The sequence below is a fragment of the Streptomyces sp. NPDC023723 genome (assembly GCF_040639815.1).
Classification (GTDB): Bacteria; Actinomycetota; Actinomycetes; order Streptomycetales; family Streptomycetaceae; genus Streptomyces.
Window position 1 is genome coordinate 21,142 of record NZ_JBFAAP010000050.1, and the last position, 24,830, is coordinate 45,971.

The 24,830-nt window shown below is 72.2% G+C and carries 23 protein-coding genes; 18 read left to right on the top strand and 5 right to left on the bottom strand.

The features are described from left to right. Positions 1-50: 50 nt before the first annotated feature. The 13 genes from AB0G32_RS32755 to AB0G32_RS32815 all read left to right on the top strand — a co-directional run bounded on the left by AB0G32_RS32755 (position 51) and on the right by AB0G32_RS32815 (position 12,804). On the top strand, positions 51-422 hold the full coding sequence (locus tag AB0G32_RS32755; protein WP_189418682.1) for an FKBP-type peptidyl-prolyl cis-trans isomerase: 372 nt from the start codon (positions 51-53) through the stop codon (positions 420-422). Between the two features lie 214 nt (positions 423-636). Next, positions 637-1,614, top strand: coding sequence for a WYL domain-containing protein (locus AB0G32_RS32760; RefSeq protein ID WP_361171725.1), 978 nt, complete (start codon positions 637-639; stop codon positions 1,612-1,614). Positions 1,615-1,632: 18 nt separating this feature from the next. Next, the gene (locus AB0G32_RS32765; RefSeq protein WP_361171728.1) at positions 1,633-2,823 is read left to right on the top strand and encodes a WYL domain-containing protein; all 1,191 of its coding nucleotides are present in this window, start codon (positions 1,633-1,635) and stop codon (positions 2,821-2,823) included. Then, a complete protein-coding gene (locus tag AB0G32_RS32770) occupies positions 2,820-3,113 on the top strand; it encodes a hypothetical protein (RefSeq protein WP_361171731.1) in 294 nt (97 codons plus the stop codon). Before AB0G32_RS32765 ends, AB0G32_RS32770 begins: the two co-directional genes overlap by 4 nt. A 10-nt stretch (positions 3,114-3,123) precedes the next feature. Beyond that, entirely contained in the window at positions 3,124-3,318 is a 195-nt protein-coding gene (locus AB0G32_RS32775; RefSeq protein WP_361171734.1) for a hypothetical protein, read from the top strand. 291 nt (positions 3,319-3,609) lie between these two features. After that, on the top strand, positions 3,610-3,894 hold the full coding sequence (gene tatA, locus AB0G32_RS32780) for a Sec-independent protein translocase subunit TatA (protein WP_361171736.1): 285 nt from the start codon (positions 3,610-3,612) through the stop codon (positions 3,892-3,894). A gap of 48 nt (positions 3,895-3,942) precedes the next feature. After that, entirely contained in the window at positions 3,943-4,890 is a 948-nt protein-coding gene (gene tatC, locus AB0G32_RS32785) for a twin-arginine translocase subunit TatC (protein WP_361171739.1), read from the top strand. 97 nt (positions 4,891-4,987) lie between these two features. Next, positions 4,988-7,840 (top strand): DEAD/DEAH box helicase, encoded by a 2,853-nt coding sequence (locus AB0G32_RS32790; protein WP_361171742.1) that lies wholly within the window; start codon positions 4,988-4,990, stop codon positions 7,838-7,840. Positions 7,841-8,200: 360 nt separating this feature from the next. Continuing rightward, a complete protein-coding gene (locus AB0G32_RS32795) occupies positions 8,201-9,829 on the top strand; it encodes an ATP-binding protein (RefSeq protein ID WP_361171745.1) in 1,629 nt (542 codons plus the stop codon). Then, positions 9,826-10,233 carry a roadblock/LC7 domain-containing protein gene (locus AB0G32_RS32800; RefSeq protein ID WP_361171748.1) on the top strand — a complete coding sequence of 136 codons (408 nt, stop codon included), beginning with the start codon at positions 9,826-9,828 and terminating at the stop codon, positions 10,231-10,233. The genes AB0G32_RS32795 and AB0G32_RS32800 overlap by 4 nt, the downstream gene beginning before the upstream one ends. Beyond that, on the top strand, positions 10,230-10,649 hold the full coding sequence (locus tag AB0G32_RS32805) for a DUF742 domain-containing protein (protein WP_361171751.1): 420 nt from the start codon (positions 10,230-10,232) through the stop codon (positions 10,647-10,649). Before AB0G32_RS32800 ends, AB0G32_RS32805 begins: the two co-directional genes overlap by 4 nt. After that, positions 10,630-11,250: an ATP/GTP-binding protein gene (locus AB0G32_RS32810; RefSeq protein WP_361171754.1), complete on the top strand. Its 621-nt coding sequence runs from the start codon at positions 10,630-10,632 to the stop codon at positions 11,248-11,250. Before AB0G32_RS32805 ends, AB0G32_RS32810 begins: the two co-directional genes overlap by 20 nt. Before the next feature lie 57 nt (positions 11,251-11,307). After that, the gene (locus AB0G32_RS32815; protein ID WP_361171757.1) at positions 11,308-12,804 is read left to right on the top strand and encodes a cytochrome P450; all 1,497 of its coding nucleotides are present in this window, start codon (positions 11,308-11,310) and stop codon (positions 12,802-12,804) included. On the opposite strand, the gene AB0G32_RS32820 is transcribed toward AB0G32_RS32815, so the two are convergent. Next, the gene (locus tag AB0G32_RS32820) at positions 12,798-13,904 is read right to left on the bottom strand and encodes an RluA family pseudouridine synthase (RefSeq protein WP_361171760.1); all 1,107 of its coding nucleotides are present in this window, start codon (positions 13,902-13,904) and stop codon (positions 12,798-12,800) included. The two genes, AB0G32_RS32815 and AB0G32_RS32820, sit on opposite strands and share 7 nt — an antisense overlap. A gap of 182 nt (positions 13,905-14,086) precedes the next feature. Between AB0G32_RS32820 and AB0G32_RS32825 the strand changes: the two genes are divergently transcribed. Then, positions 14,087-14,665 carry a GNAT family N-acetyltransferase gene (locus AB0G32_RS32825; protein ID WP_361171763.1) on the top strand — a complete coding sequence of 193 codons (579 nt, stop codon included), beginning with the start codon at positions 14,087-14,089 and terminating at the stop codon, positions 14,663-14,665. Between the two features lie 337 nt (positions 14,666-15,002). On the opposite strand, the gene AB0G32_RS32830 is transcribed toward AB0G32_RS32825, so the two are convergent. Both AB0G32_RS32830 and AB0G32_RS32835 read right to left on the bottom strand, forming a co-directional pair. Next, positions 15,003-15,854, bottom strand: coding sequence for a siderophore-interacting protein (locus tag AB0G32_RS32830; protein ID WP_361171766.1), 852 nt, complete (start codon positions 15,852-15,854; stop codon positions 15,003-15,005). 80 nt (positions 15,855-15,934) lie between these two features. Next, positions 15,935-16,867, bottom strand: a complete 933-nt coding sequence (locus tag AB0G32_RS32835; protein WP_361171769.1) for a 5'-3' exonuclease — start codon at positions 16,865-16,867, stop codon at positions 15,935-15,937. 214 nt (positions 16,868-17,081) lie between these two features. On the opposite strand from AB0G32_RS32835, the gene AB0G32_RS32840 reads away from it, so the two are divergent. From AB0G32_RS32840 to AB0G32_RS32850, 3 genes are all read left to right on the top strand, one after another. After that, positions 17,082-18,170 carry a glycine betaine/L-proline ABC transporter ATP-binding protein gene (locus AB0G32_RS32840; protein WP_361171772.1) on the top strand — a complete coding sequence of 363 codons (1,089 nt, stop codon included), beginning with the start codon at positions 17,082-17,084 and terminating at the stop codon, positions 18,168-18,170. Next, positions 18,163-20,778: an ABC transporter permease/substrate binding protein gene (locus tag AB0G32_RS32845; protein WP_361171775.1), complete on the top strand. Its 2,616-nt coding sequence runs from the start codon at positions 18,163-18,165 to the stop codon at positions 20,776-20,778. The genes AB0G32_RS32840 and AB0G32_RS32845 overlap by 8 nt, the downstream gene beginning before the upstream one ends. Positions 20,779-21,173: 395 nt before the next feature. Next, a complete protein-coding gene (locus AB0G32_RS32850; protein WP_361171778.1) occupies positions 21,174-21,743 on the top strand; it encodes an XRE family transcriptional regulator in 570 nt (189 codons plus the stop codon). A 29-nt stretch (positions 21,744-21,772) separates the two neighbouring features. Here the strand turns inward: AB0G32_RS32850 and AB0G32_RS32855 are convergent, their stop codons facing one another. Then, the gene (locus AB0G32_RS32855) at positions 21,773-22,876 is read right to left on the bottom strand and encodes a TDT family transporter (RefSeq protein ID WP_361171780.1); all 1,104 of its coding nucleotides are present in this window, start codon (positions 22,874-22,876) and stop codon (positions 21,773-21,775) included. Between the two features lie 103 nt (positions 22,877-22,979). Between AB0G32_RS32855 and AB0G32_RS32860 the strand changes: the two genes are divergently transcribed. Next, positions 22,980-23,891, top strand: coding sequence for a LysR family transcriptional regulator (locus AB0G32_RS32860; protein ID WP_361171783.1), 912 nt, complete (start codon positions 22,980-22,982; stop codon positions 23,889-23,891). Positions 23,892-24,180: 289 nt separating this feature from the next. On the opposite strand, the gene AB0G32_RS32865 is transcribed toward AB0G32_RS32860, so the two are convergent. After that, positions 24,181-24,819, bottom strand: coding sequence for a gamma-glutamyl-gamma-aminobutyrate hydrolase family protein (locus AB0G32_RS32865; protein WP_361171786.1), 639 nt, complete (start codon positions 24,817-24,819; stop codon positions 24,181-24,183). Positions 24,820-24,830 lie beyond the last annotated feature (11 nt).

Below are 24,830 nucleotides of genomic sequence, written 5' to 3' on the forward strand. Positions count from 1 at the left end.
ATGAAAGACTGGGCCCGTTGCCTTTCCGCAGACAAGCAGGAGCTAGAGACGTGAGCATCGACAAGCCCGAGATCGACTTCCCGGGCGGCGAGCCCCCGGCGGACCTCGAGATCAAGGACATCTGGGAGGGCGACGGACCCGTCGCGCAGGCGGGTCAGACCGTCACCGTGCACTACGTGGGTGTCGCCTTCTCCACCGGTGAGGAGTTCGACGCCAGCTGGAACCGCGGCGCCCCGTTCCGCTTCCCGCTGGGCGGCGGCCGGGTCATCAAGGGCTGGGACCAGGGCGTGCAGGGCATGAAGGTCGGCGGCCGTCGCCAGCTGACCATCCCGGCCCACCTCGCCTACGGCAACCAGAGCCCGACCCCGGCGATCAAGCCCGGCGAGACGCTGATCTTCGTCGTCGACCTGCTCGGCGTCTGATCCGACCTGGCCGGGGTCCGATCGGCACGGATGCGATCGGACGTGACCGCCTCGGGGCCCATGCCTGTCCGGGCATGGGCCCTCGGCTTTTGCCAGGCCACCGCGGGGCGGTACGGTCATCGGTCGTAGGCAGCACGTCGTAGGCAGCATGTTGTCGAATGCGGCACGTCGTAGGCAGCACGTCGTATGCAGCACAAGGAGGCGAAGGGCGTCGATGGCCATTGCCAAGGCCGAGCGGCTGATGAACCTGGCGCTGTGTCTGCTCGGCACCCGCCGGCCGCTCAGCAAGCGCGAGCTGCGCGAGTCCATCGAGGCCTACGTCGAGACGTTCGGGCCCGAGCAGACCGCGCCGGGCTCCGACGACGCCTTCAACCGGATGTTCGAGCGGGACAAGGACGACCTGCGCGAGCTGGGCCTGGTCATCGAGACCGTGGAGAGCCTGGACGGCGAGATCGGCTACCTCGCCCGCCGCGACAGCAACCGCCTGCCGGCCATCACCCTGGACGCCGAGGAGGCCGCCGCGCTGGGGCTGGCCGCCAAGGTCTGGCAGCAGGCCCGGCTGGCCGGCGCGGCCAGCGGCGCCCTCCAGAAGCTGCGCGCCGCCGGGCTGCCCGAGGACGTCGACCCCTATGAGGCGCACAGCGCCCTGGAACCCCGCATCCCGGTGCACGAGGCCGCGTTCGAGCCGCTGATGCTGGCCTGCCGGGACCGCCGCCCGGTCGTCTTCGACTACCGCAAGGCCACCGCCGCCCGCCCCGAGACCCGGCATGTCGAGCCGTGGGCGCTGGAGTGCTGGCGCGGGCACTGGTACCTGGCGGGCTTCGACCGGGACCGCGGTGCCGAGCGGGTCTTCCGGCTGTCCCGGATCACCGGCAAGGTCCGCTCGCGCGGGGCCCGGTACACCGCCCCCGTGCCGGACGTCGTCACCGTCCGCGAGACCGTGGCGAGCTGGGCGGGGGAGACCGCGGACCGCTCCGCGCTGATCCGGCTGCGGGCGGCCGCCGGCTACCCCCTTCGGGCGAAAGCCACGGCGGTCCGGGAACTCGGCGACGGCTGGGACGAGTTGGAGATTCCGTACGGGCACGGCCTGGACGCCTGGCTGGTGGAGTTCGGACCGGACGTGGTGGTCCTGGAACCCGCCGAGCTGCGGGCCGACGTGGTGGACCGGCTGCGTGCCGTCGCCAAGGGCTGAGGGGGAACGGACAACACAGTGGCAGGCAAACCGGTCAGGCCCGTCAACGCCATCGACCAGACGCGGCGGATGCTGTCGCTGGTGACGTATCTGCGCGAGCGCCCCGGCGCCCGCATCGAGGACGTCGCGCGCGCCTTCGGCATCACCGAGGACGAGCTGGTCTCCGACCTCGATGTGCTGCCCATGTGCGGCACCAGCTTCCGCGGCGGCGATCTGCTCGACATCGACACCGACGGCGAGCGGATCTGGTGGCACAACCCGGCCGCGCTCGGCGCGGACGCGGCCGAGCCGCTGCGGCTGGCCGCCGACGAGGCCACCGCGCTGCTGGTCGCCGCCCGCGCGGTGGCCACCCTGCCCGGCCTGCGCGAGAGCGACCGGCAGGCGCTGCTGCGGGCGACCGCCAAGGTGGAGGCGGCGGCGGGCGAGGCGGCCGGCGCCAGCTCCCGGCTGTCGGTCACCTTCGAGGCCGAGGGCGGCGTCTTCGCCGACGTCGACCGGGCCATCTCCGAGCGCCGCCGGCTGTGGATCCGCTACTACTCACCGGCCCGCGACGAGGTCACCGAACGCGAGATCGACCCCATCCGCCTGGTCAGCGTCGGGCACACCTATGTCGAGGCGTGGTGCCGCCGCTCCGAGGCGCGGCGTACCTTCCGGCTCGACCGGGTCGCCGAGATCAAGATCCTCGACGAGCCGTCCGCGCCGCCCGAGATCGAGCCGCGCGACCTGTCCCAGGCGCTGGTGCAGCCGGCCGCCGAGGACCCCGAGGTGGTGGTGGAGGTCGGCCCGGGCGGGCGCTGGGTCGCCGAGTACTACCCGCACGACAGCGCCGACGAGCTCCCGGACGGCGGCCTGCGCATCACGCTGCGCACTCCCGACCCGGCGTCGCTCCGGCGCCTGGCGCTGCGCCTGGGACGGGACGGCCGGATCGTGACGCCGCTCGAACTGGCCGACAGCGCCCGGCAGGCGGCACGAAGGGCACTGATGGCGTACGAGGACGGGACCGGGACACCGGCCGCGTCGGCGGTGTACGAGGAGGGGTCCGGGCCACCGGCGGCGTATGGCGACGGGTCCGGGACACCGGCCGCGGTGGCGGCGGACGACGACGGGACCGGACCCCCGGCCGCGTCGGCGGTGCATGACGACGGGACCGGGACACCGGCCGCGGTGGCGGCGGACGCGGTGCGTGACGGGCAGGAGCGAGGGCTTTGAGCGAGTCGGCGGGGTCCGGTGCGGCGGGCATGACGGTGGCGTCCGCGTTCGCCGGGATGAGAAGCGTGGCGCCGGTGGTGTTCCGGGCGGGCTGTCCGGACTGCCGGGGGCACTTCGAGCTGACCGCGAGCGCCCTGCGGCTCGCCATCGGCGGCAGCAGCCGCACCACCTTCTACTCGTTCACCTGCCCGGACTGCCAGGTCACCGTGCGCAAGCCGGCCGGGGAGCGGATCGTGGAGCTGCTCACCGGCGGCGGGGTCCGCACCCTGCGGCTGCACCCGACCGTCTAGGCTCGGCCGCATGTTCTGGCCGATGTTCGCGGTTGCCATGGGGTTCCTGGGTCTCGCCGTCCTCGGGGTGCTCGCCGTGCGGGTGTTCGTGGAGGCGCGGCGGCTGGGCCGGCAGGTGGCCGAATCCACCCGCCGGATCAGTTCGGCGGCGGAGGATCTGGAGCACGCCGCCGCGCGGGCGGGCCGTTCCGCAGAGGCGCTGTAAGGGGCCCGGAGGGCGTCCCCGGGGCTTTGTGAGACGCCTGTGAGTGACGCAGTGGTCTGCTGTGACTTGCGTTTTGGGCCGCTTCGCCCTGTCGTCCGGCTCGCCGGGACAGGTACGCTGCTGGTCGCGGTCCGGAAAACGAGGCCCGGCCGCGGACGGGAGTACGCACAGGGATTGCCTCGCGTTTACCCCTGAGCGTTACGATCGCTGCACAACGCGGCCGTTCAGACACATGTCCGACCGGTCGGACAGCACCCCCACCCAGCCGCCTCGGTGAGAAGGTAAAGACTTATGTTCGGAAGGCTCGGCGCCCCCGAGATCATTCTCATCCTCGTCGTCATCATCCTGCTGTTCGGCGCGAAGAAGCTTCCGGACATGGCGCGTTCGCTCGGCAAGTCCGCGCGCATCCTCAAGAGCGAGGCCAAGGCGATGAAGGACGACAACAAGTCCGCCGCCCCCGCCGACCCGCCCACCACCGGCGAGCAGTCCGCGTCGCAGCGCACCATTCAGGCCGCCCCGGGGGACGTGACGAGTTCCCGCCCGGTCACCGAGCCGACGGACACGACCAAGCGCTGACGCGGGGCCGGTGACCTCCGGCCCGCCCGCACGAGATGGGAACGTGGGTTGCTGAAGTCCGCCCGCAAACAGGAGAGGGATCCGGAGGGGCGGATGCCCCTCGCGGAGCACCTTCGTGAGCTGCGCAACCGGCTCGCGAAGGCACTGCTGGCGATCGTCGCCGTCACCGTCGTCGCCGCCTTCTTCTACAACGACATCATCAATCTCCTCACCGAGCCGATCCTCGACTCGGTCGGCTGCGACCAGACCTTCGAGCAGTTGGCGAGGTCGACGTCCGAGGACCCCTGTGCGTCGATCACCATCAACGGTCTGCTCACCCCCTTCACGCTCGCGCTGAAGGTGTCGCTGATGGCCGGCGTGGTGCTGGCCTCCCCGGTCTGGCTGTACCAGCTGTGGGGCTTCGTCGCGCCCGGGCTGCACCGGCACGAGAAGAAGTACGCCTACGCGTTCGTCGGCACCGGCGCCCCGCTCTTCCTCATCGGCGCGTACTTCGCCTACTCGGTCCTTCCCACCACCGCGAAGGTACTTCTCGACTTCACCCCGGGCGGCACCACCAACCTGCTGCCGCTGGACGACCTGCTCGATCTCGTCCTGCGCATGGTGCTCGTCTTCGGCCTCTCCTTCGAGCTCCCGCTGCTCCTGGTCTTCCTCAACCTCACGGGCGCGCTCACCGGCAAGCGGATGCTCGGCTGGTGGCGCGCGATGATCCTGGGCATCACCCTCTTCGCGGCCATCGCCACTCCCAGCACCGACCCGCTGACCATGATCATGCTGGCCGGGCCGATCTGGGTGCTGTACTTCGGCGCGGTCGCCTTCTCGCTGCTGAACGACCGCCGCAGGAACCGCCGGCAGGCCCTGGGCCCCGCCGACGACGAGGCTTCCGACCTCGACCTCACCCCCGAGGACATCGGCGAGATCGAGCCCGTGACGACCAGCCCCGCGCTGCCCGAGCAGTCCCGCACGGACCGGGTCAACGGGTACGACGACGTGACCTGAGCCGGGAGCGGCGCCGCGCTCCGATGCGGGCGCGGCGCCCCCGGCGCACGTCCGTGACCTGGGCGGCTCCCCGGTCCGCCGGGCACCGATCCGGATAATGATCGTCCTGTTGTCGGTGCGGCCCGGTACGCTCGAAAGCACGATGACAGAGGACCTCTCACCGGCCGAGCGGTACGCGGCGGCCCGCAAACGCGCCGCCGAGCAGGCCACGGCGCTCGCCTCCTTCCGCGAGATGTACGACTTCGGCCTCGACCCCTTCCAGATCGAGGCCTGCCAGGCACTGGAGGCGGGCAAGGGCGTACTGGTGGCCGCGCCCACCGGCTCGGGCAAGACGATCGTCGGCGAGTTCGCCGTCCACCTCGCCCTGGAACAGGGCAGGAAGTGTTTCTACACGACCCCCATCAAGGCGCTGTCGAACCAGAAGTACGCCGATCTGTGCCGTCGCTACGGCACCGACCAGGTGGGCCTGCTCACCGGCGACAACAGCGTGAACTCGGGCGCCCCGGTGGTCGTGATGACCACCGAGGTGCTGCGGAACATGCTGTACGCCGGCTCCCAGACCCTCACCGGCCTCGGGTACGTGGTCATGGACGAGGTGCACTACCTCTCCGACCGCTTCCGCGGCGCCGTCTGGGAGGAAGTGATCATCCACCTCCCAGAATCGGTGACGCTCGTGTCGCTGTCGGCGACCGTGTCCAACGCCGAGGAGTTCGGTGACTGGCTGGACACCGTCCGCGGCTCCACCGAAGTGATCGTCTCCGAGCACCGGCCGGTCCCGCTGTTCCAGCATGTGCTGGCCGGACGCCGGATGTACGACCTATTCGAGGAGGGCGAGGGCCGCAAGCGGGCTGTCAACCCGGACTTGACGCGGATGGCCCGCATGGAGGCCAGCCGGCCGTCCTACCAGGACCGCAGGCGCGGCCGGCACATGCGTGAGGCCGACCGCGAGCGGGAGCGCAGACAGCGTTCCCGGATCTGGACGCCGGGCCGGCCCGAGGTCATCGAGCGGCTGGACAGCGCGGGCCTGCTGCCCGCGATCACCTTCATCTTCAGCCGCGCCGGCTGCGAGTCCGCGGTCCAGCAGTGCCTGCACGCGGGGCTGCGGCTCAACGACGAGGAGGCGCGGGAACAGGTGCGCGCCCTGGTCGAGGAGCGCACGGCCGCCATCCCCACCGAGGACCTGCACGTCCTGGGCTACTACGAGTGGCTGGAGGGCCTGGAGCGCGGCATCGCCGCCCACCACGCGGGCATGCTGCCGACCTTCAAGGAGGTCGTCGAGGAACTGTTCGTACGGGGACTGGTCAAGGCCGTCTTCGCCACCGAGACGCTCGCCCTGGGCATCAACATGCCCGCTCGCTCGGTGGTGCTGGAGAAGCTCGTCAAGTGGAACGGCGAGCAGCACGCCGACATCACCCCGGGTGAGTTCACCCAGCTCACCGGCCGGGCCGGCCGCCGGGGCATCGACGTCGAGGGCCACGCCGTGGTGCTGTGGCAGCGCGGCATGAATCCCGAGCACCTCGCCGGCCTCGCGGGCACCCGCACCTACCCGCTGCGCTCCAGCTTCAAGCCGTCGTACAACATGGCGGTCAACCTGGTCGAGCAGTTCGGCCGGCACCGCTCGCGGGAGCTGCTGGAGACCTCCTTCGCCCAGTTCCAGGCCGACAAGTCGGTGGTCGGGATCTCCCGGCAGGTGCAGCGCAACGAGGAGGGCCTTGAGGGCTACCGGGCCTCCATGACCTGCCATCTCGGCGACTTCGAGGAGTACGCGCGGCTGCGCCGCGAGCTCAAGGACCGGGAGACCGAGCTGGCCCGGCAGGGCGTGGCGCAGCGGCGCGCCGAGGCCGCCGTCGCGCTGGAGAAGCTGAAGCCCGGTGACGTCATCCACGTGCCCACCGGCAAGTACGCGGGCCTGGCCCTGGTGCTGGACCCGGGCCTGCCCGCCGGGCGGTCCAACGGGCACCGCGGCTTCGAGCACCACGACGGGCCGCGCCCGCTGGTGCTGACCGCGGAGCGCCAGGTCAAGCGGCTGGCGTCGATGGACTTCCCGGTGCCGGTGGAGGCGCTGGAGCGGATGCGGATCCCGAAGTCGTTCAATCCGCGCTCGCCGCAGTCCCGCCGGGATCTCGCCTCCGCGCTGCGTACCAAGGCCGGGCACATCCCGCCGGAGCGGGCCCGCAAGAAGCGGTCCGAGGCGGCCGACGACCGGCAGATCGCGCAGCTGCGCAAGGCGATCCGGGCCCATCCCTGCCACGGCTGCGACGACCGCGAGGACCACGCCCGCTGGGCGGAGCGCTACCACCGGCTGCTGCGGGACACCTCGCAGCTGGAGCACCGGATCGAGGGCCGCACCAACACCATCGCCCGCACCTTCGACCGGATCGTGGCACTGCTGACCGAGCTGGACTATCTGCGCGGCGACGAGGTCACCGAGCACGGCAAGCGGCTGGCCCGGCTCTACGGCGAGCTGGACCTGCTGGCCAGCGAGTGCCTCAGGGAAGGCGTCTGGGAGGGCCTCGGCCCGGCCGAGCTGGCCGCCTGTGTCTCGGCCCTGGTGTTCGAGTCCCGGGCCGCCGACGACGCGATGGCCCCCAAGGTGCCCTCGGGCCGGGCGAAGGCCGCGCTCGCCGAGACCGTCCGGATCTGGGGGCGGCTGGACGCCCTGGAGGAGGACTTCCGGATCAGCCAGACCGAGGGGGTCGGCCAGCGCGAGCCGGACCTCGGCTTCGCCTGGGCGGCGTACATGTGGGCCTCCGGCAAGGGCCTCGACGAGGTGCTGCGGGAGGCGGAGATGCCCGCCGGCGACTTCGTGCGCTGGTGCAAGCAGGTCATCGACGTGCTCGGCCAGATCTCGGCCGCCGCGCCCGCCGACGGCTCGACCGTGCCGAAGAACGCGCGCAAGGCGGTCGAGGGACTGCTGCGCGGAGTGGTCGCCTACTCGTCGGTGGGGTAGCTCCCGGGCACGAACTCAGGGCGCCCGAGCGTTGTCGCTCGGGCGCCCTCGTCATGTCCCGGCCCGCCGGTTCACTCGTTACGGTGAGTGACAATCGCACGTCCGTCCTTCGATACTTTACGTATTCGAATGGCTCCGCAGCGTACAAATGGAACAGAGGCTACTCCTGCCCCGGTGTCCGTTTCAGGTGCTTGCCGAATATGACACGGCGTTGATCCGCTCGGACTAAGCTCGCCCGCAGCGCGCCGAGTTGAGGTGTATCCGCGCGTTTGTTCCCAAAGTGTAGAAGTAGCCCACAACCGCATGACATACCCCCCTGCACGCTTCCCCATCCCAGCCGATTCGTTTCAGAGGGCCTACATGGTGAGTGTCGAATCCCCTCCTGGTCACCGCGAACTTCCCTACGCACGCGTCCTGTTGCTGCCCGCCATACTGATGGCGGCGGCGACCGGGGCCGCCGTCGCCGTGGTGACGGACCCGGCCCGGGCCGCGGTCGGCCTGTGCGGTGGCCTGGCCACCCTGCTGGTGATCGTGACGGGCGCCGAAGCGGTCCGCCGGGGCCGTTTCCTGCGAGCCCTGCGCGCCGAGCACGCCCGTCACACGGAGTATCTGGAACGCCGGATCGCCGGCCACGACCAGGACATGGCCCGGCTCGTCGACGAGGTCCTCCCGGCCGCGCTGCACTACATGCGGCGCGGCAACACCCCGCGCGAGGTGATGCTCCACCTCGGAGACCTCGACCCGTCCTACGCCCACCTGCACGAGCCGCAGCGCAAGCTGATCCGCACGGTGGTCGAGACCATCGACCACGAGGAGGCGCTGCGGGACTCGGCCGCGCGCTCCTTCGTCGACGTCGCCCGGCGCGTCCAGGCCATCGTCCACCAGCAGAACAAGGAACTGCGGGAGATGGAGGAGGACCACGGCCGCAACCCCGAGGTCTTCGACGACCTGCTGCGCATCGACCACGGCACCGCGCTGATCGGCCGCCTCGCCGACTCCGTCTCCGTGCTCGGCGGCGGCCGCCCCGGCCGCCAGTGGCCCCAGCCGGTGGCGCTGTACAGCGTGCTGCGCGGCGCCATGTCCCGGATCCTGGAGTACCGCCGCATCCACCTGGCCTCCATCGCCAAGGTCAACATCAAGGGCACCGCGGTCGAGCCGGTCATCCACGCCGCGGCCGAGCTGCTCGACAACGCCACCCGCTACTCCCCGCCGAACACCAAGGTCAACGTCACCGCGACCGAGGTGCAGACCGGCGTCGCCATCGAGATCGAGGACGCCGGCGTCAACCTCAGCGAGGAGTCCCGGCTGCGCATCGAGGGCATGCTGGAGGCCGCCAAGCGCGGCACCGACCTCCAGGACCTCGCGGGCAACCCGCGCCTCGGCCTGTCCGTCGTCGGCCGCCTGTGCACGACGTACGACATGCAGGTCTCGCTGCGCGCCTCCGCCTACGGCGGGGTCCGCGCCATCCTGGTCGTGCCGAGCAACATGATGACCACCGAGCCCGGCGTCGGACTCGCCCACGGCATCGGCGCCACCTCCATCCCGCTGCCCGGCCCGGACGCGCTCCCCGGCCCCGAGCGCAAGCCCAAGAAGCGCCGCCCCACCAGCCCGCGGATCCCGGACACGGTGTCCCTGGAGGACGACGTCCCCGAGGTCACCGAGTGGACGGCGGGCGGCCTGCCGCAGCGCCGCAGCCGGGTCAAGATGCCGCTCACCCAGCGCTACGCCGAACAGGCCGCCTACGAGCGGGCCGAGGCCGAGCGCGAGGCCCGCGAGGCCGCCGAACGCGCCCGCAACGCCCGCTGGTCGACCCCCGCCCCGGCCCCGGAGCCGGAGCGGAAGCCGGACGACGAGCCGCTGCCGGGGCAGTGGGTCGAGGCCTTCTGGGAGGGCCTCAAGGGCGACCCGGCACCGGCCCCCGACGCGTTCACCCAGCCGCCCCATGAGCCGGCCCACGCCCCGGCCGACGACGAGGGAGACCTCAAGTGATCGAGCAGCAAGGCAAGTTCGACTGGATGCTCAGGGATCTCTACGACGGCGTCCCGGGCATCGAGATGATCGTGGTGCTCTCCGCCGACGGACTGCGCATCGCCCGCTACTCCGGTGACCCGGACGCCGCCGACCGGGTGGCCGCCGCCTGCGCCGGACTGCAGAGTCTGGCCGGCGCGGTGGCCCACGAGATCCCGAACAGCGACGGCCGGATGAAGCTGGTCGTCATCGAGATCGACGGCGGCTACTTCTATCTGATGGCCGCCGGCCCCAACGCCTATCTGGCGGTGCTCTCCGACGTCACCTGCGAGCCCGGCCGGATGAGCAACCGCATGCAGGACCTGGTCGCCCGCATCGGCCCCCACCTGACCAGTCCCGCCCGGCGCAACGGGCAGACCGTATGACTCCTCCCCAGCGCCAGAGGCGATTCCCCGCGCAAGAGCCGTCCGCCGCCCGGCCCCCCGCGGAGGGCACATCTTCCACGGGGAACGTCACGGGCAATCCCGAGCGGCTGTTCGTCATCGGCGGTGACGCGGGCGGGGAGCGCGCGGACATCGACCTGGTGACACTGATCGTGGCGCGCACCGAACCGCCGGCGTCGGCGACGCCCGAGCAGGCCGCCCTGCTCCGGTTGTGCGTCGCGCCCCTGTCCGTGGCGGAACTCTCGGCCTACCTGAGCCTGCCGTTCAGCGTGGTGACCGTACTGCTCACCGAGATGCTGGCAGCGGAACTGGTACAGGCCCGCGCCCCGATCGTCCGGCAGAAGGTCGCCGACCGGTCCCTCCTCGAAGCGGTGATGCATGGACTTCAAAAACTCTGACACCATTCCCGGCCCGCGGACGGAGGACCGGCTGCCGCACACGGCCGAGGCCGCCGTGAAGATCGTCATCGTGGGCGGTTTCGGCGTCGGCAAGACCACCATGGTCGGATCGGTCAGCGAGATCAGACCGCTGACCACCGAAGAGACCATGACCCAGGCCGGCATCGGGGTCGACGACAACTTCGGCTCCGCCTCCAAGACGGCGACCACCGTCGCCATGGACTTCGGCCGCATCAGCATCACCGACCAACTGGTGCTCTACCTCTTCGGCACCCCCGGCCAGGAACGCTTCTGGTTCCTCTGGAACGGGCTGTTCGAGGGTGCGCTCGGCGCGGTCGTGCTGGTGGACACCCGCCGGCTGGAGGTCAGCTTCGACGTCATGGGGCGACTGGAGGAGCGCGGTGTGCCGTTCGTGGTCGCCGTCAACTCCTTCCCGGACGCGCCCAGTTACCCCCTCGCCGAGCTGCGCACGGCCCTCGACCTGTCCGAAGACATCCCGATCATGGAGTGCGACGTGCGCCGCCGGGCCTCCAGCCGGGACGTCCTGATGACCCTGATGCGCTTCCTGCACTCCCTGGCCATGACGGGCGCGCTCACCTGACCGCCGCCCGCCGCCCAGCCCTGACACCTGACTTACTTCAGCTCCGGAGCGACCACTGTGACGTCTGAAACCCACTCCCTGACCGGAACGGGCGATACCGCCGCCGGCCCGCCCCCCGGCTGCCCCGCGCACGGCCTCGGACCCGGCGGGCTGCACCGGCTGCACGAGGCCGAGGACCTGGACGAGCTGTACGAACAGCTGCGGGAACAGCACGGGGCGGTGGCGCCCGCGCTGATCCACGACGACGTGCCCGTGTGGGTGGTGCTCGGGCACTCCGAGAACCTGCACATGGTGAGCACGCCCGCGCAGTTCTGCCGGGACAGCCGGATCTGGACCCCGCTGAAGGAGGGCATGGTCAAGCCCGACCACCCCCTCATGCCGCACATCGCCTGGCAGCCCATCGCCTCCCACGTCGAGGGCGACGAGCACAAGCGGCTGCGCGGCGCCGTCTCCGGGGCCATGTCCACGATCGACTTCCGCGGTCTGCGCCGGCACATCAGGCGGCACACCCAGCGGCTGGTCAACCGGTTCTGCGAGGAGGGCCGGGCCGACCTGGTCGGCCAGTTCGCCGAACATCTGCCGATGGCCGTGATGTGCGAACTCCTCGGCATGGCGGACGAGTACGACGACCGGCTGGTGGAGGCCGCCCGGGACGCCCTCAAGGGCACCGACACCTCGCTCGCCAGCCACACCCATGTGATGGAGGTACTGAGCCGCCTCACCGAGCGCCGCCGTGCCGAGCCCGGCGAGGACTTCACCACCCACCTCATCAACCATCCGGCGAACCTCACCGACGACGAGGTCCGGGAGCACCTGCGGCTGATCCTCTTCGCCGCCTACGAGAACACGGCGAACCTCATCTCCAACGTGCTGCGTGTGGTCCTCACCGACCCGGGGTTCCGCGCGCAGCTCAGCGGCGGTCAGATGACGGTGCCCGAGGCGGTCGAGCAGTCCCTGTGGGACGAGCCGCCGTTCAGCACGATCTTCGCCTACTTCGCCAAGCAGGAGACCGAGCTGGGCGGCCAGCGGATCCGCTCGGGCGACGGACTGCTGCTCGGCATCGCGCCGGGCAACGTCGACCCGCGCATCCGGCCCGACCTGGCCGCCGGCATGCAGGGCAACCGTTCCCACCTCGCCTTCGGCGGCGGGCCGCACGAGTGTCCCGGCCAGGACATCGGCCGGGCCATCGCCGACTCCGGCGTCGACGCCCTGCTGATGCGGCTGCCGGACGTCCAGCTCGCCTGCGCCGAGGACGAGCTGCGCTGGCGGTCCTCGATCGCGTCCCGGCACCTGGTGGAGCTGCCGGTGCGGTTCGAACCGAAGCCGCCGCAGGATGTGACGCAGGCGCCCAGCCATGCCCCGGCCCCGCCGCAGCAAGCCCCTTGGCACGTGGGTGCGCCGCTGCCGCGGCCGGTGGGCGAGTCGGGGCCCATGCCGGTCGTGACCCGGCCGGCGCCGCCCGCCGCCGACCACGTCGCGGCGACGGCACCTGTGGAACAGGAGCGTCCGCTCGGTGCGTGGCGGCGCCTGGTGCGCTGGTGGCGCGGTTACTGACCGGCGGGCCGGGCTCCGCCACCGGCGGCCCAGTCCGGGTACGAGGCCCAGGCGGTGAGGGTGCGGGCGCTGCGGAAGCGGTGCTCGCGTCCGGTGAGCGGGTCGGTGAAGGCCAGCTCGCGGGCCAGCAGTTGCAGCGGGCGCCGGAAGTCGTCCGCGGGGACGGGGGCGGTCACCTCCGGGTAGAGCGGGTCACCGAGGATCGGGACGCCGAGTGCGGTCATGTGGACGCGTAGTTGGTGGGTCTGGCCGGTGGTGGGGGTGAGGCGGTAGCGGGCCAGCTCTGTGGTCGGCGCGGTCGGGGGAGATGGGGGCGTTGGTGGCGGGCTTGTGGCCGGTCCCGGCGACGGCGCCAGCCCGGGTTCCGGTTCTGGTTCAGCCGACGGTGCCGGTGCCGGTGCCGGTGCCGTCGTCGGCCACCGGCGCCGGTCGATCAGCTCGATGTGGCTCACGGCGTTCGGCTCGCCCTCGGTCTCCTGGGCGGTCAGCACTCCGCGTTCCTTCACGATCCGGCTCCGTACGGTCCGGGGGAGGGCGAGTGCGGGAGCGTACGGGGCGACGGCCTCGTAGGTCTTGTGGATCCGGCGGTCGCGGAACAGGGTCTGGTAGGCGCCGCGTTCCTCGGGGCGCACGGTGAACAGCACCAGTCCGGCGGTGAGGCGGTCGAGGCGGTGCGCGGCGCTGAGCGTGGGGACGCCGAGTTCGCGGCGCAGGCGGGCCAGGGCGGTCTGTGTGACGTGGCTGCCGCGTGGGGTGGTGGCGAGGAAGTGCGGTTTGTCGGCGACCACGATGTGCTCGTCGCGGTAGTGGACGACCAGCGGGAAGGGGACCGGTACTTCGGGCGGCAGATCGCGGTGGAACCAGACGAACATGCCCGGCCGGTAGGGGGCGTCGGCCGCGACCGGGCGGCCGTCGGCACCGACCACCAGACCCGCGTCGAACATTTCGGCGACTGCGCCGGGCACCGCGCCGGAGAGGCGTTCGACGAGGTGGTCGCGGACCGTGGCCCACGGTCCCTCGGCGGGCAGTCGCAGCCGCACCGGGTCGACCCCGTCGCGCTGGGGGAGCGGGGAAGGCGGGGGAGGGGTGCGGCGTCTCATCGTGGGCCAAGGGTACGGGGGCGGGGCCCTCGGGGCGGCGGCGAAGGCGCTGGTGGGCGGCTTGTGCCCGCCGTAGGTGTGCGCCGGCTCAGCGCGAGCCCGCGGGTAGGAGACCGGGGCCCGGGGCCGGGGCGTCGGAAACCGCTGGTGGGTGGCGTGGGCTCGCTGGGAGGATGTGGATCATGCCCTACCTGACGAGCCCGGTTCTCGCTGCCGGCACGCTGTCCCGTACCGCGCAGCCCACGATCGCCACCGGTGACGGAATCCTGCTGCGTCCTTGGCGGGAGGAGGACGCGCCCGCCGTCTACGAGGCGTTCCAGGACCCGTTGATGCACCAGTGGCACATCCGGGCCGCCGACTCCGTGGCGGAGGCGCGCGGCTGGACGGCCGAGTGGCGGCGGGCCTGGGCCGAGGAGCGGAACGCGCAGTGGGCGGTCGCCGACGCGGCCGACGACCGGCTGCTCGGCCGGGTGGCCCTGCGCAATGTGCTGCTCGGTGACGGGGTGGCCGAGGTGGCGTACTGGACCACGGCGGCGGCCCGTGGGCGGGGAGTCGCCACGCGGGCCACGGTGGCGCTCGCCCGCTGGGCCTTCGAGGTCGGTCTGCACCGGCTGGAGCTGACCCATGCCGTCGCCAACCCGGCTTCCTGCCGGGTCGCGGCAGGTGCGGGGTTCGCGCTGGAGGGGGTCAAGCGCAGCGCGCTGCGGCACGCGGACGGGTGGCACGACATGCATCTGCACGCCCGCCTGAGCGACGACTGAGCCGGCTGAGCGGGCGGGGCCGGCCGGTGGAGCGACGGTGCCTACCCCGCGGGAGGGCAGCGGTCCGGTGGCGTGGGACGGCTGCCTCGTAGGCCGGGCGCCGACGGAGTATCGCCAGGTCGCGACCGGGTGGCGATTGGGCGTCGATCGGGCCGGCGACGCGAGTGCCCCGCCCGGGCCGGCCGTGGTGGATGCCGGGCGGCCGGCGCGAGGGCGGTGCGCGTGGTGGAGGCGGATGTGCCCGGCGCGAGCGCGGTGTGCGTGGTGGAGGCGGATGTGCCCGGCGCGAGCGCGGTGTGCGTGGTGGAGGCGCGGATGTGCCCGGCGCGGGTGGGTGTCAGCCCGCGGAAGCCGCGGAGCCGCCCTCCTGTTCCGCCTCGACCTGGGCGTTCCACTCGCGCTTGGAGGACTGCCAGCCGTCCTCGTTGTGGCCCAGCCGCCAGTAGCCGGAGATGGACAGGTCCTCGCGGGGGAGCTGCCGCTCGACCCGCAGCAGTTTGCGCAGTTCCTTCACGCAGCCCGCCTCGCCGTGCACGAAGGCGTGCACCCGGCCCGCGGGGAACTCCAGCGCCCGTACCGCCTCGACCAGCGCCTCGCCGACCGGCCGGTCGCCGCGGTGCAGCCAGACGACCTCCACGTCGGAGTCGATCTTCTGCTCCTCCTCGGGGCCGGCGACCTCCACGAAGGCGACGGCGCGCGCCCCGTCCGGGAGCGCCTCCAGCGAGCGGGCGATCGCGGGCAGCGCGCTCTCGTCACCGGCCAGCAGGTGCCAGTCGGCGGTGGGGTCGGGGGCGTAGGCGCCGCCGGGGCCCATGAAGCGGATGGTCTCGCCGGGCCGGACGTCCCGCGCCCAGGGGCCGGCCAGGCCCTCGTCGCCGTGGACGACGAAGTCCAGGGTCAGCTCGTGCAGGGCGGCGTCCCAGTGCCGCACCGTGTAGGTGCGGGTCACCGGCCACTGCTCGCGGGGGAACTCCGCGCGGATCCGCTCCATGTCGAACGGCTTGGGGTAGGTCGCGCCGCCGGACGGGAAGAGCAGTTTCACGTAGTGGTCGGTGCAGGTGTCCGCCGAGAAGGCGGCGAGCCCCTCGCCACCGAGGACCACCCGCTGCATGTGCGGGGTGAGCCGTTCGGTGCGGACGACCTGTGCGGAGTGCGGCTTCCGCGGCTTGCGTCCCGGTCGGTCTGCCATGACGGCCTCCCAAAGCATGAGTTAGGTTTGCCTAAGTTAGCATCCCTTTCCCAGTGCGCGCCTGAGCAACCCGCCGGGGCTCAGGAACCCAGCGTGGTCAGCAGGCGTTGCAGTGATCCGCCCAGGCCCCAGCGGGCCGCGAGTTCGCTCAGGAACTCCGGGTCGCGGGCGGTGTGCGGCAGCGCGGTGTCGACGTCGGGCAGCGGGACGTCGTCCGCGACCCGGACCACCTTCGGGGCCACCGCGAGATAGGGCCGGGCCTCGTCCAGCCGCCGGCGCTGGGCCGGGGTGAGCCCGGCCGCCGGGTCGTCGACCGCGGCCAGGATGCCGGGCAGGTCGCCGAACTGGGCCAGCAGCTTGGCCGCGGTCTTCTCGCCGACGCCGGGCACCCCGGGCAGGCCGTCGCTCGGGTCGCCGCGCAGCAGGGCCAGGTCGGCGTAGCCGCGGCCGTCGACGCCGTACTTCTCGCGCAGCCATGCCTCGTCGGTCAGCTGGAGGGTGCCGACGCCCTTGAGCGGATAGAGCACGCGGACGCCGCGGGTGTCGTCGACGAGCTGGTAGAGGTCGCGGTCGCCGGTGACGATGTCGACCGGGCCGGCCGCGCGGGCGGTGTAGGTGCCGATCACGTCGTCCGCCTCGTACTCCGGGACGCCGACGCGGGCGATGCCCACCGCGTCCAGGACCGCCTCGATCACCGGGACCTGTGGCGAGAGGGTGTCGGGGACCTCCTCCTCGTCCGGTCCCGCCGGGCGCTCGGTGGCGACGCGGTGGGCCTTGTAGGAGGGGATCAGCTCCACCCGCCAGGCCGGGCGCCAGTCGGCGTCCATGCAGGCCACCAGGTGATCCGGCCGGTGGTCCTTCACCAGCCGGTCGATGAAGTCGAGCAGTCCGCGCACGGCGTTCACCGGCGAGCCGTCGGGGGCCTTCACGGAGTCGGGGACCCCGAAGTAGGCCCGGAAGTAGAGGGAGGCGGTGTCGAGGAGCATGAGTCGTCCGGTCACGCACCGCATCATGCCGCAGGGCGGGACGGGCGCACGCGAGGGTCGCCGGACGGAGGCAGGGGTGTACGGGCCGTGACTGACACGTGTCCTGAAAGTGAAGCAGATCACATATGTGTTTGTCCGATAAGGAACAGGGCAGGTGCGCACCCGAACCAAAGCTGGTTGAAAACTTCAACTGTTAGCCAGTCTTCGGATCTTGTCCCTGTCCCCGAGCCAAGAGGTAAGCGTGTCAGCCAGGCTTGAGGCCGAACATCTCTACAAGGTGTTCGGCAGAAAACCCGACCAGGCAGTCGAACGACTGCGCCAGGGAGCCGAGAGGGAGGAACTGCGCGCCGACGGCACCACGGCAGCCGTCATCGACGCGTCCTTCACCGTCGAACCGGGCGAGATCTTCGTCGTCATGGGCCTGTCCGGGTCCGGCAAGTCCACGCTGCTGCGCATGCTCAACGGCCTGCTGGAGCCGACCGGCGGCCATGTCCGCTTCGGTGGCGAGGACCTGACCGAGCTCGGCGACCGCAAGCTGCGCGAGGTCCGCTCCCAGAAGATCAGCATGGTCTTCCAGCACTTCGCGCTCTTCCCGCACCGCAGCGTCCGCGACAACGCCGGCTACGGCCTGGAAGTGCAGGGCGTGCCCCGCGCCGAGCGCGAACGCCGCGCCGACGAGGCGCTCGCCCTGTGCGGCCTGGCCGGCTGGGAGAAGTCCTGGCCCGACGAGCTGTCCGGCGGTATGCAGCAGCGCGTGGGGCTGGCCCGCGCGCTCGCCACCGACGCCGACCTGCTGCTGATGGACGAGTCCTTCAGCGCCCTGGACCCGCTGATCCGGCGCGACATGCAGGACCAGCTGCTCGAACTTCAGAAGACGCTGAAGAAGACCATCGTCTTCATCACCCACGACCTCAACGAGGCCATGCGGCTGGGCGACCGCATCGCCATGATGCGCGACGGCCGCATCGTGCAGATCGGTACCGCGCAGGACATCCTGATCCGCCCGGCCAACGACTACGTCGCCTCCTTCACCCAGGACGTCGACCGCTCCCGGGTGCTCACCGCCGGCGCGGTGATGGAGACCGAGACGCGCGGCGACGAGGCCGACTGCGGCTGCGAGACCGCCACGCCCGAGACGTCGTTCACCGACCTGTGCGCGATCAGCGCCCGGGTGCCGCACCCGGTGGCCGTGCTGAACGCCGACGGCGAACTCGTCGGCGTCGTGCCGCGCCAGCGCCTCGTCGGCTTCCTCGGCGACGAGCAGGCCGACCCCGGGGTGTGCGACACCCCGCGGGACAAGGGCGGCGAGAAGGTGATGGCCCGTGCCTAGGATTCCGCTCGGTACCTGGGTCAACGACGCGGTCGACTGGCTGCTCGACCACGTGGCCTGGCTCTTCGACTTCTTCAAGACCGTCTTCACCGGCACCTACGACGGCATCAACGCCGTCCTCCAGGCGCCCGAACCGCTCCTGCTGGCCGGCATCTTCGCGGTGATCGCGTTCTGGCTGCGCGGCACGCTCGCCGGTGTTCTCACCTTCGTCGGATTCGCGTTCATCGACTCCCTCGAACTGTGGGAGAACGCGATGATCACCCTCTCGCTGGTGCTCGTCGCCACCATCATCGCGCTGGTGATCGCCGTGCCGGTGGGCATCTGGGCGGCCCGCTCGGACCGGGTCAGCTCCGTGGTCCGGCCGGTGCTGGACTTCATGCAGACGCTGCCCGCGATGATCTACCTGATCCCGGCGATCCTGTTCTTCGGCACCGGCGCCTCCGCGGGCATCGTCGCCACCCTGATCTTCGCGCTCGCCCCCGGTGTGCGCATGACCGAGCTGGGCATCCGGCAGGTCGACAAGGAACTGGTCGAGGCGGCCGAGGCATTCGGCACCACGCCCCGCAACACCCTGCTGCGGGTCCAGCTCCCGCTGGCGCTGCCCACCGTGATGGCGGGCGTCAACCAGGTCATCATGCTCGGCCTGTCGATGGCCGCGATCGCCGGCATGGTCGGCACCGGCGGCCTCGGCGGCGATGTCAACGAGGCCATCGGCCAGCTCAACGTGGGCCTCGGCTCCGAGGCCGGCGTCGCCATCGTGATCCTGGCGATCTACCTCGACCGGATGACCAGCGCGCTGGGCACCCAGGTCTCGCCGCTCGGCCGGCGCGCCGTGGCCCGGGCCCGGTCCCTGCACGGCATGAAGATCTGGTCCTACCGGCCGCGCCCGCAGATCGCCGTCGTCGGTGTCGTGATCCTGGCCCTGGTGGCCGGCGGCATGGGCGTGTTCGGCGGCTCCGGCGACTCCGAGTCGGTCGCGAGCGGCGACAACGTCGGCCAGGGCAAGAAGATCACCCTCGGCTACGTCCCCTGGGACGAGGGCGTCGCCTCCACCTTCCTGTGGAAGGAGATCCTGGAGGAGCGCGGCTACGAGGTCGAGGCCAAGCAGTTCGACGCCGGGCCGCTCTACACCTCCCTCGCGCAGGGCGACATCGACTTCGCCACCAATTCCTGGCTGCCGACCACCCACGCGCAGTACTGGAAGAAGTACGGCAGCAAGCTCGACGACCTCGGCGCCTGGTACGACAAGACGTCGCTGGAGCTGACCGTCCCGGCGTACATGAAGGACATCAACACCCTCGCCGACCTCAAGGGCAAGGGCGACCTGTTCGGCGGCAAGATCACCGGCATCGAGTCCAGCGCCGGTGAGACGGGCCTGCTGAAGAGCAAGGTCCTCAAGGCGTACGGCCTGGACAAGGAGTACAAGGTCGTCGACAGCTCCACCCCGGCGATGCTGGCCGAGCTGAAGCGGGCCATCAGCAAGCAGGAGCCGATCGTCGTACCGCTGTGGTCGCCGCACTGGGCGTACAACGACTACGACCTCAAGAAGCTGAAGGACCCCAAGGGCGCCTGGGGCTCGGGCGACGGGGTGCACACGCTGTCCCGCAAGGGCTTCGCCGCCGACGACCCGACGGTCGCCAAGTGGCTGAAGAGCTTCAAGATGACGGAGGACCAGCTCACCAGCCTCGAGGCCGAGATCAACAAGTCCGGCAAGGGCAAGCAGCAGGACGCCGTCAAGACCTGGCTGAAGGACAACCCCGGGTTCGTGGACAAGATGGCCCCGGTCGAGTCCGGCGCCGGCTCGAACCCGGCGGAGGCCAAGCGCGCGCTGGACGTGGCCTGGTTCCCGTGGGACGAGGACGTCGCCGTCACCTACCTCTGGAAGAACGTCCTGGAGAAGCGCGGCTACCAGGTCAACACCAAGCAGATGGACGTCGGCCCGGTCTACACCGGCCTCGCCACCGGTGACCTGGACCTCAACTTCGACGCGTGGCTGCCGCACGCCCAGGCCAACTTCTGGGAGAAGAGCAAGGACGACCTCACGGACCTGGGCACCTGGTACTCACCGACCTCGCTGGAGGTCGCGGTGCCCAGTTACGTCAAGGACGTCAAGTCCATGGCGGACCTCAAGGGCAAGGCCGATCTCTTCGACGGGAAGATCATCGGTATCGAGCCGGGCACCGGTGAGATGAACCTGCTCAAGAACGACGTCCTGCCCGGCTACGGCCTGGACAAGGAGTACGACGTCGTCGACGGCTCCACGCCGGCCATGCTGGCCGAGCTGAAGCGGGCCATCGCCAAGGAGGAGCCGGTCGCGGTCGTCCTGTGGTCGCCGCACTGGGCGTACAGCGACTACGAGCTGACCAAGCTCGCGGACCCGAAGAAGCTCTGGGGCGACAACAACACGATCCACACGATCGCCAGCAAGTCGTTCCCCGAGCAGTACCCGCAGCTCACGAAGTGGATCAAGAACTTCAAGATGAGCGAGGCCGAGCTCGGCAGCCTGGAGAGCGAGATCAAGGACCGGGGCCAGGGCCACGAGGAGGAAGCGGTGGCCGCCTGGCTGAAGGAGAACCCGGAGGTCGCGCAGCGGATGACCGCCGCGTAACCGACCAGGTGACCGCCGCCCGAGGGGCGGGCCGCCCGCGCATCGACCGCGCGGGACGGCCCGCCCCTCGGGCCGTCCCGCGCCCGGCGGCGCCGGCACGGTAAGGATTTGGCCAACCACGGAGCGCCATGCCCGCGCCCGAGCCTCCCCCGTCCCGGATCCGGGCCGGACCCGGGACGGGGGATACGGGACGGGAATCCGCCGGCGAGGCACGGAGGTGCTCCCGGGCCGGACGGAATAGCTGGCGTGAACCGGTGGGTTCGTGCCACGGGGACATGACAGCGATGTGACGGCGGCATGAAACGGTTTGCCGAACATGCGTAGGGTGCAGAGAACTCATCAAGGACACTGGAACAACGACACCGACACGACGGGTGAAGGAGGGAGCCGGAGCGATGGGCGACCACAAAGAACAGCCCCTTCGGGTGGGCGCCGCGGTCCGCCGCCGGCGCCGCGCGCTGGACCTCACCCTCGCCGTCGTGGCCGCGCGCAGCGGCCTGTCGGTGCCCTTCCTCAGCCAGATCGAGAACGACCGGGCCCGGCCCAGCACCGGCTCCCTGGAGAAGGTCGCCGACGCGCTGCGCACCACCGCCGTGGAACTGCTGGCCGCCGCCGACCCCGCGTGCAGTGTGGACGTGGTCCGGGCCGAGGACGGCGGACCGGAGCCCGAGCCCCGGGTGCGCTCGCTGGTGCGCGGCCACCACCAGATGCACGCCTCGGAGTTCACCGGCGACCACGACGCCGGCCGGGAACTCCAGTACCGCAACGACCAGTTGATGTACGTCGCCGAGGGCGCCGTCGAGATCGAGGCGGAGGGCCGCGCCTATCGCCTGGGCCGCGGCGACACGCTGTACCTCACCGGCGGGGTCCGGCACCGCTGGCGGGCCACCGTCCCCGACACCCGGCTGATCGTGGTGGCGGTCGCCGAACACATCGAGGCGGTACGGGACCGGCCGCACCGCTGAGCGAGCGGTCCCGGCGCCGCGCCGGCGGGTCACCTGGGCGCCGCGAGCAGCCCCCCGCCGGCGATCCCGCGCACTGTCCCCACGGCCGCCACCGACCACGCGACGACCAGCACCGCGTACAGGAGCAGGGCGAGGGCCGCGCAGCCGGCGAGACCGGTGTGCCGGGCCAGGGCGCCGGCGCCGGTGACGCAGGTGCCCACCGGGAAGGTGAACGACCACCAGGTCAGCGAGAACCGCATGCCGTGCCGGCGGGCCCGGACCACGTGCGCGGTGGCCGACGCGAGCCACAGCAGGGCGAAGCCCATCACCGGGACGCCGTAGAGGACGGCCAGCAGGGCGGTGCCCCGGCCGGGCGCGGCGTCCGCGAAGTTGCCGACGGCGGTGGTGGACTGGCCGAGCGGGCCGAGGACCAGGAACAGGGTCGGGGTCAGGGCGGGCGGCAGCGGGTCGCCGGTGAGCAGCCGGGCGAGGATCAGCGGCAGCGTCAGCAGGGTCGCGAGCAGACTCGCTCCGAACAGCGCCAGACAGGCCGCGAGCAGCGTCTCGCGCGGCTGCCCGGCCGGCAGGTGCGGCACCAGCAGCGGCCCGAGCGCCGCCGACACCATCGGCGCCACCAGCGGCAGCAGCCACGCGGGCGCCGCCTGCCCGGGGCCGGTCCGGCGGCCGGTGGCCATCAGGTACGGGACGGCGACGGCCGCCGCCAGCCCGACGGCCGTACCGGCGCCGAACAGCACGGTGTCCAGGGCCACCGCGGCGGGCAGACCGATCCAGTCCCGGCCGACGGTGAGCGCGCCGCCGCCGACGGACAGCAGCGCCATCGCCAGGCAGCCGTAGAACGGGGCCGACGCCGGGTCCCGGAGCTGGGCACGGGCCCGGTCGCGATGGTGGCGCCAGTGCAGCGCCCGGGCGGCGAGCAGGGTCACCAGCAGCGCCAGGGAGAGCGTCCAGACGGCGGCGCACCCGGTGCGCAGCCCCGGCGGCTGCCAGGGGAGCCCGGCCCCGGCGGAGGCGACCATGGCGGTGCCCATGACGCAGGAGTACCAGTTGGGGCCGAGCCCGCGGACGGCGGGGCAGCGGGGCGCGGACGCAAGGGGACCGGGGTGCGGACGAAGGGGACGGATCGCGGTGACCATGACCCCACGGTCGCCGGGGCGGACCACGCTGACCAGGGAGCACTTCCCTATGAGGGCATAAGCTGGAGTTATGAGCGGTGCGGAGAGTCGGGGTGGTGAGGACATGTCCGGGTGGCCGCACACGGCGGGACTGGCGCACCGGGTGCCCGATCTGGGCGCCCTGGAGCTGCTGCTGGCGGTGGCCAAGCTGGGCAGCCTCGGCGGGGCGGCGCGGGAACTGGGCATCAGCCAGCCGGCCGCCAGCAGCCGGGTCCGGTCCATGGAACGCCAGCTCGGCGTCGCCCTGGTGGACCGGTCGCCGCGCGGCTCCCGGCTCACCGACGCCGGTGCGCTGGTCACCGACTGGGCGCGGCTGATCGTGGAGGCGGCGGAGGCGTTCGACGCGGGGGCGCAGGCGCTGCGCGACCGGCGGGACTCGCGGCTGCGGGTGGCGGCGAGCATGACCATCGCGGAGTACCTGCTGCCCGGCTGGCTGGTCGCGCTGCGCGGCCAGCGCCCGGACACGGCGGTGTCGCTGCTGGCCGGGAACTCGTCGGTGGTGGCCGAGCGGCTGCTGGCCGGCGAGGCCGACCTGGGGTTCGTGGAGGGGGTGAGCGTGCCGGGCGGCCTGGACTCGGCGGTCATCGGCCACGACCGGCTGATCGTGGTCACCGCGCCCGGCCATCCCTGGGCCCGCCGCCGGCGTCCGCTGGCCGCGCGCGAGCTGGCCGCGACACCGCTGATCCTGCGGGAGAAGGGGTCCGGCACCCGGCAGGTGCTGGACGCCGCGCTGGGCGGGCTGGCCCGGCCGCTGATCGAGCTGTCGTCGACCACCGCGGTGAAGGCCGCGGCCGTCGGCGGCGCCGGCCCGGCGGTCCTCAGCGAACTCGCCCTCGGCGACGAACTGGCGCTGCGGCGCCTGGTCCGGGTGCCGGTCGAGGACGTCTCGCTCGCCCGGGACCTGAAGGCGGTCTGGCCGACGGGGCACCGGCCCGCCGGACCGGCCCGGCAGTTGTTGTCGCTGACGCGGGGGTGAGGCGGGGGGCCTCAAGGGGCCGGGGTCGCCGCCGGCACCGTCTGCCTCGGGTCCGGCGCGGGCGCCAACCTGGCGTGCCCGACCCTGCGCCTGCTGCCGTGCCAGATCAACCCGCACTACCAGGACGCCGACGCCCCGGCCGACCGCAGCCACCTGGGCGAGACCCGCGCCGCGGCGCCCTGTTCCGGCACGGCACGGACCGGGCGCGGCGCGGACCCCGAGGACTCCCCACCGGGCCCGACCCGAGCGCCCTGCTCACCACCTGGGTCCGGTTCGACCCCCGCTGACCTCAGCCGGCGGCGGCCGCCGTCACCAGTGCCCGCATCACCCGCACGTCCTCGCCCATCTCCGGGTGCCACTGCACGCCCAGCACCCAGCCGTCGGCGGCCGGCAGCTCCACCGCCTCCACCGTGCCGTCCGCCGCGTGCGCCGACGGCACCAGACCGGCGCCGAGCCGGTCGACCGCCTGGTGGTGGTACGTCGGCACCGGCGCCGTCTCCGGGACGATCCCGGCGTAGCGGGTGCCCGGCACCGGTTCGACCGGGTGGCCGCCGAAGACACCGACCACCTCGGCGTGCCCGGCCAGATGCTGGACGAGAGTGCCGCCCAGGGCCACGTTCAGCAGCTGCATGCCGCGGCAGATGCCCAGCAGCGGCAGCCGGGCGGCGAGCGCCGCCTCGATCAGCGCCAGCTCCCAGGCGTCCCGGGCCGCGGCGGGCGGGCCGGTGCGCGGGTCGCGCTCGGCGCCGTAGCGGGCCGGGTCCACGTCCGGGCCGCCCGCGATCACCAGTCCGTCCAGCCGGGCGACGACCGCCGCGGCGTGCTCCGGCGCGTCCGGCGGCAGCAGCGCCGCCGGCAGCTCCCACACCCCCCAGCGCACCCCCGCCTCCAGATACGTACTGACCCCGATCAGCGGCCTGTCCGGCATCCGGTGCCTCC

Bases quoted from the DNA above. Each gene is read 5' to 3' on its own strand.
- AB0G32_RS32760 (WP_361171725.1), top strand. From the start codon at position 637: ATGGCCATTGCCAAGGCCGAGCGGCTGATGAACCTGGCGCTGTGTCTG.
- AB0G32_RS32775 (WP_361171734.1), top strand. From the start codon at position 3,124: ATGTTCTGGCCGATGTTCGCGGTTGCCATGGGGTTCCTGGGTCTCGCC.
- tatA (WP_361171736.1), top strand. From the start codon at position 3,610: ATGTTCGGAAGGCTCGGCGCCCCCGAGATCATTCTCATCCTCGTCGTC.
- AB0G32_RS32790 (WP_361171742.1), top strand. From the start codon at position 4,988: ATGATCGTCCTGTTGTCGGTGCGGCCCGGTACGCTCGAAAGCACGATG.
- AB0G32_RS32795 (WP_361171745.1), top strand. From the start codon at position 8,201: ATGGTGAGTGTCGAATCCCCTCCTGGTCACCGCGAACTTCCCTACGCA.
- AB0G32_RS32805 (WP_361171751.1), top strand. From the start codon at position 10,230: ATGACTCCTCCCCAGCGCCAGAGGCGATTCCCCGCGCAAGAGCCGTCC.
- AB0G32_RS32810 (WP_361171754.1), top strand. From the start codon at position 10,630: ATGGACTTCAAAAACTCTGACACCATTCCCGGCCCGCGGACGGAGGAC.
- AB0G32_RS32820 (WP_361171760.1), bottom strand. From the start codon at position 13,904: ATGAGACGCCGCACCCCTCCCCCGCCTTCCCCGCTCCCCCAGCGCGAC.
- AB0G32_RS32825 (WP_361171763.1), top strand. From the start codon at position 14,087: ATGCCCTACCTGACGAGCCCGGTTCTCGCTGCCGGCACGCTGTCCCGT.
- AB0G32_RS32830 (WP_361171766.1), bottom strand. From the start codon at position 15,854: ATGGCAGACCGACCGGGACGCAAGCCGCGGAAGCCGCACTCCGCACAG.
- AB0G32_RS32835 (WP_361171769.1), bottom strand. From the start codon at position 16,867: ATGATGCGGTGCGTGACCGGACGACTCATGCTCCTCGACACCGCCTCC.
- AB0G32_RS32850 (WP_361171778.1), top strand. From the start codon at position 21,174: ATGGGCGACCACAAAGAACAGCCCCTTCGGGTGGGCGCCGCGGTCCGC.
- AB0G32_RS32855 (WP_361171780.1), bottom strand. From the start codon at position 22,876: ATGGTCACCGCGATCCGTCCCCTTCGTCCGCACCCCGGTCCCCTTGCG.
- AB0G32_RS32860 (WP_361171783.1), top strand. From the start codon at position 22,980: ATGTCCGGGTGGCCGCACACGGCGGGACTGGCGCACCGGGTGCCCGAT.
- AB0G32_RS32865 (WP_361171786.1), bottom strand. From the start codon at position 24,819: ATGCCGGACAGGCCGCTGATCGGGGTCAGTACGTATCTGGAGGCGGGG.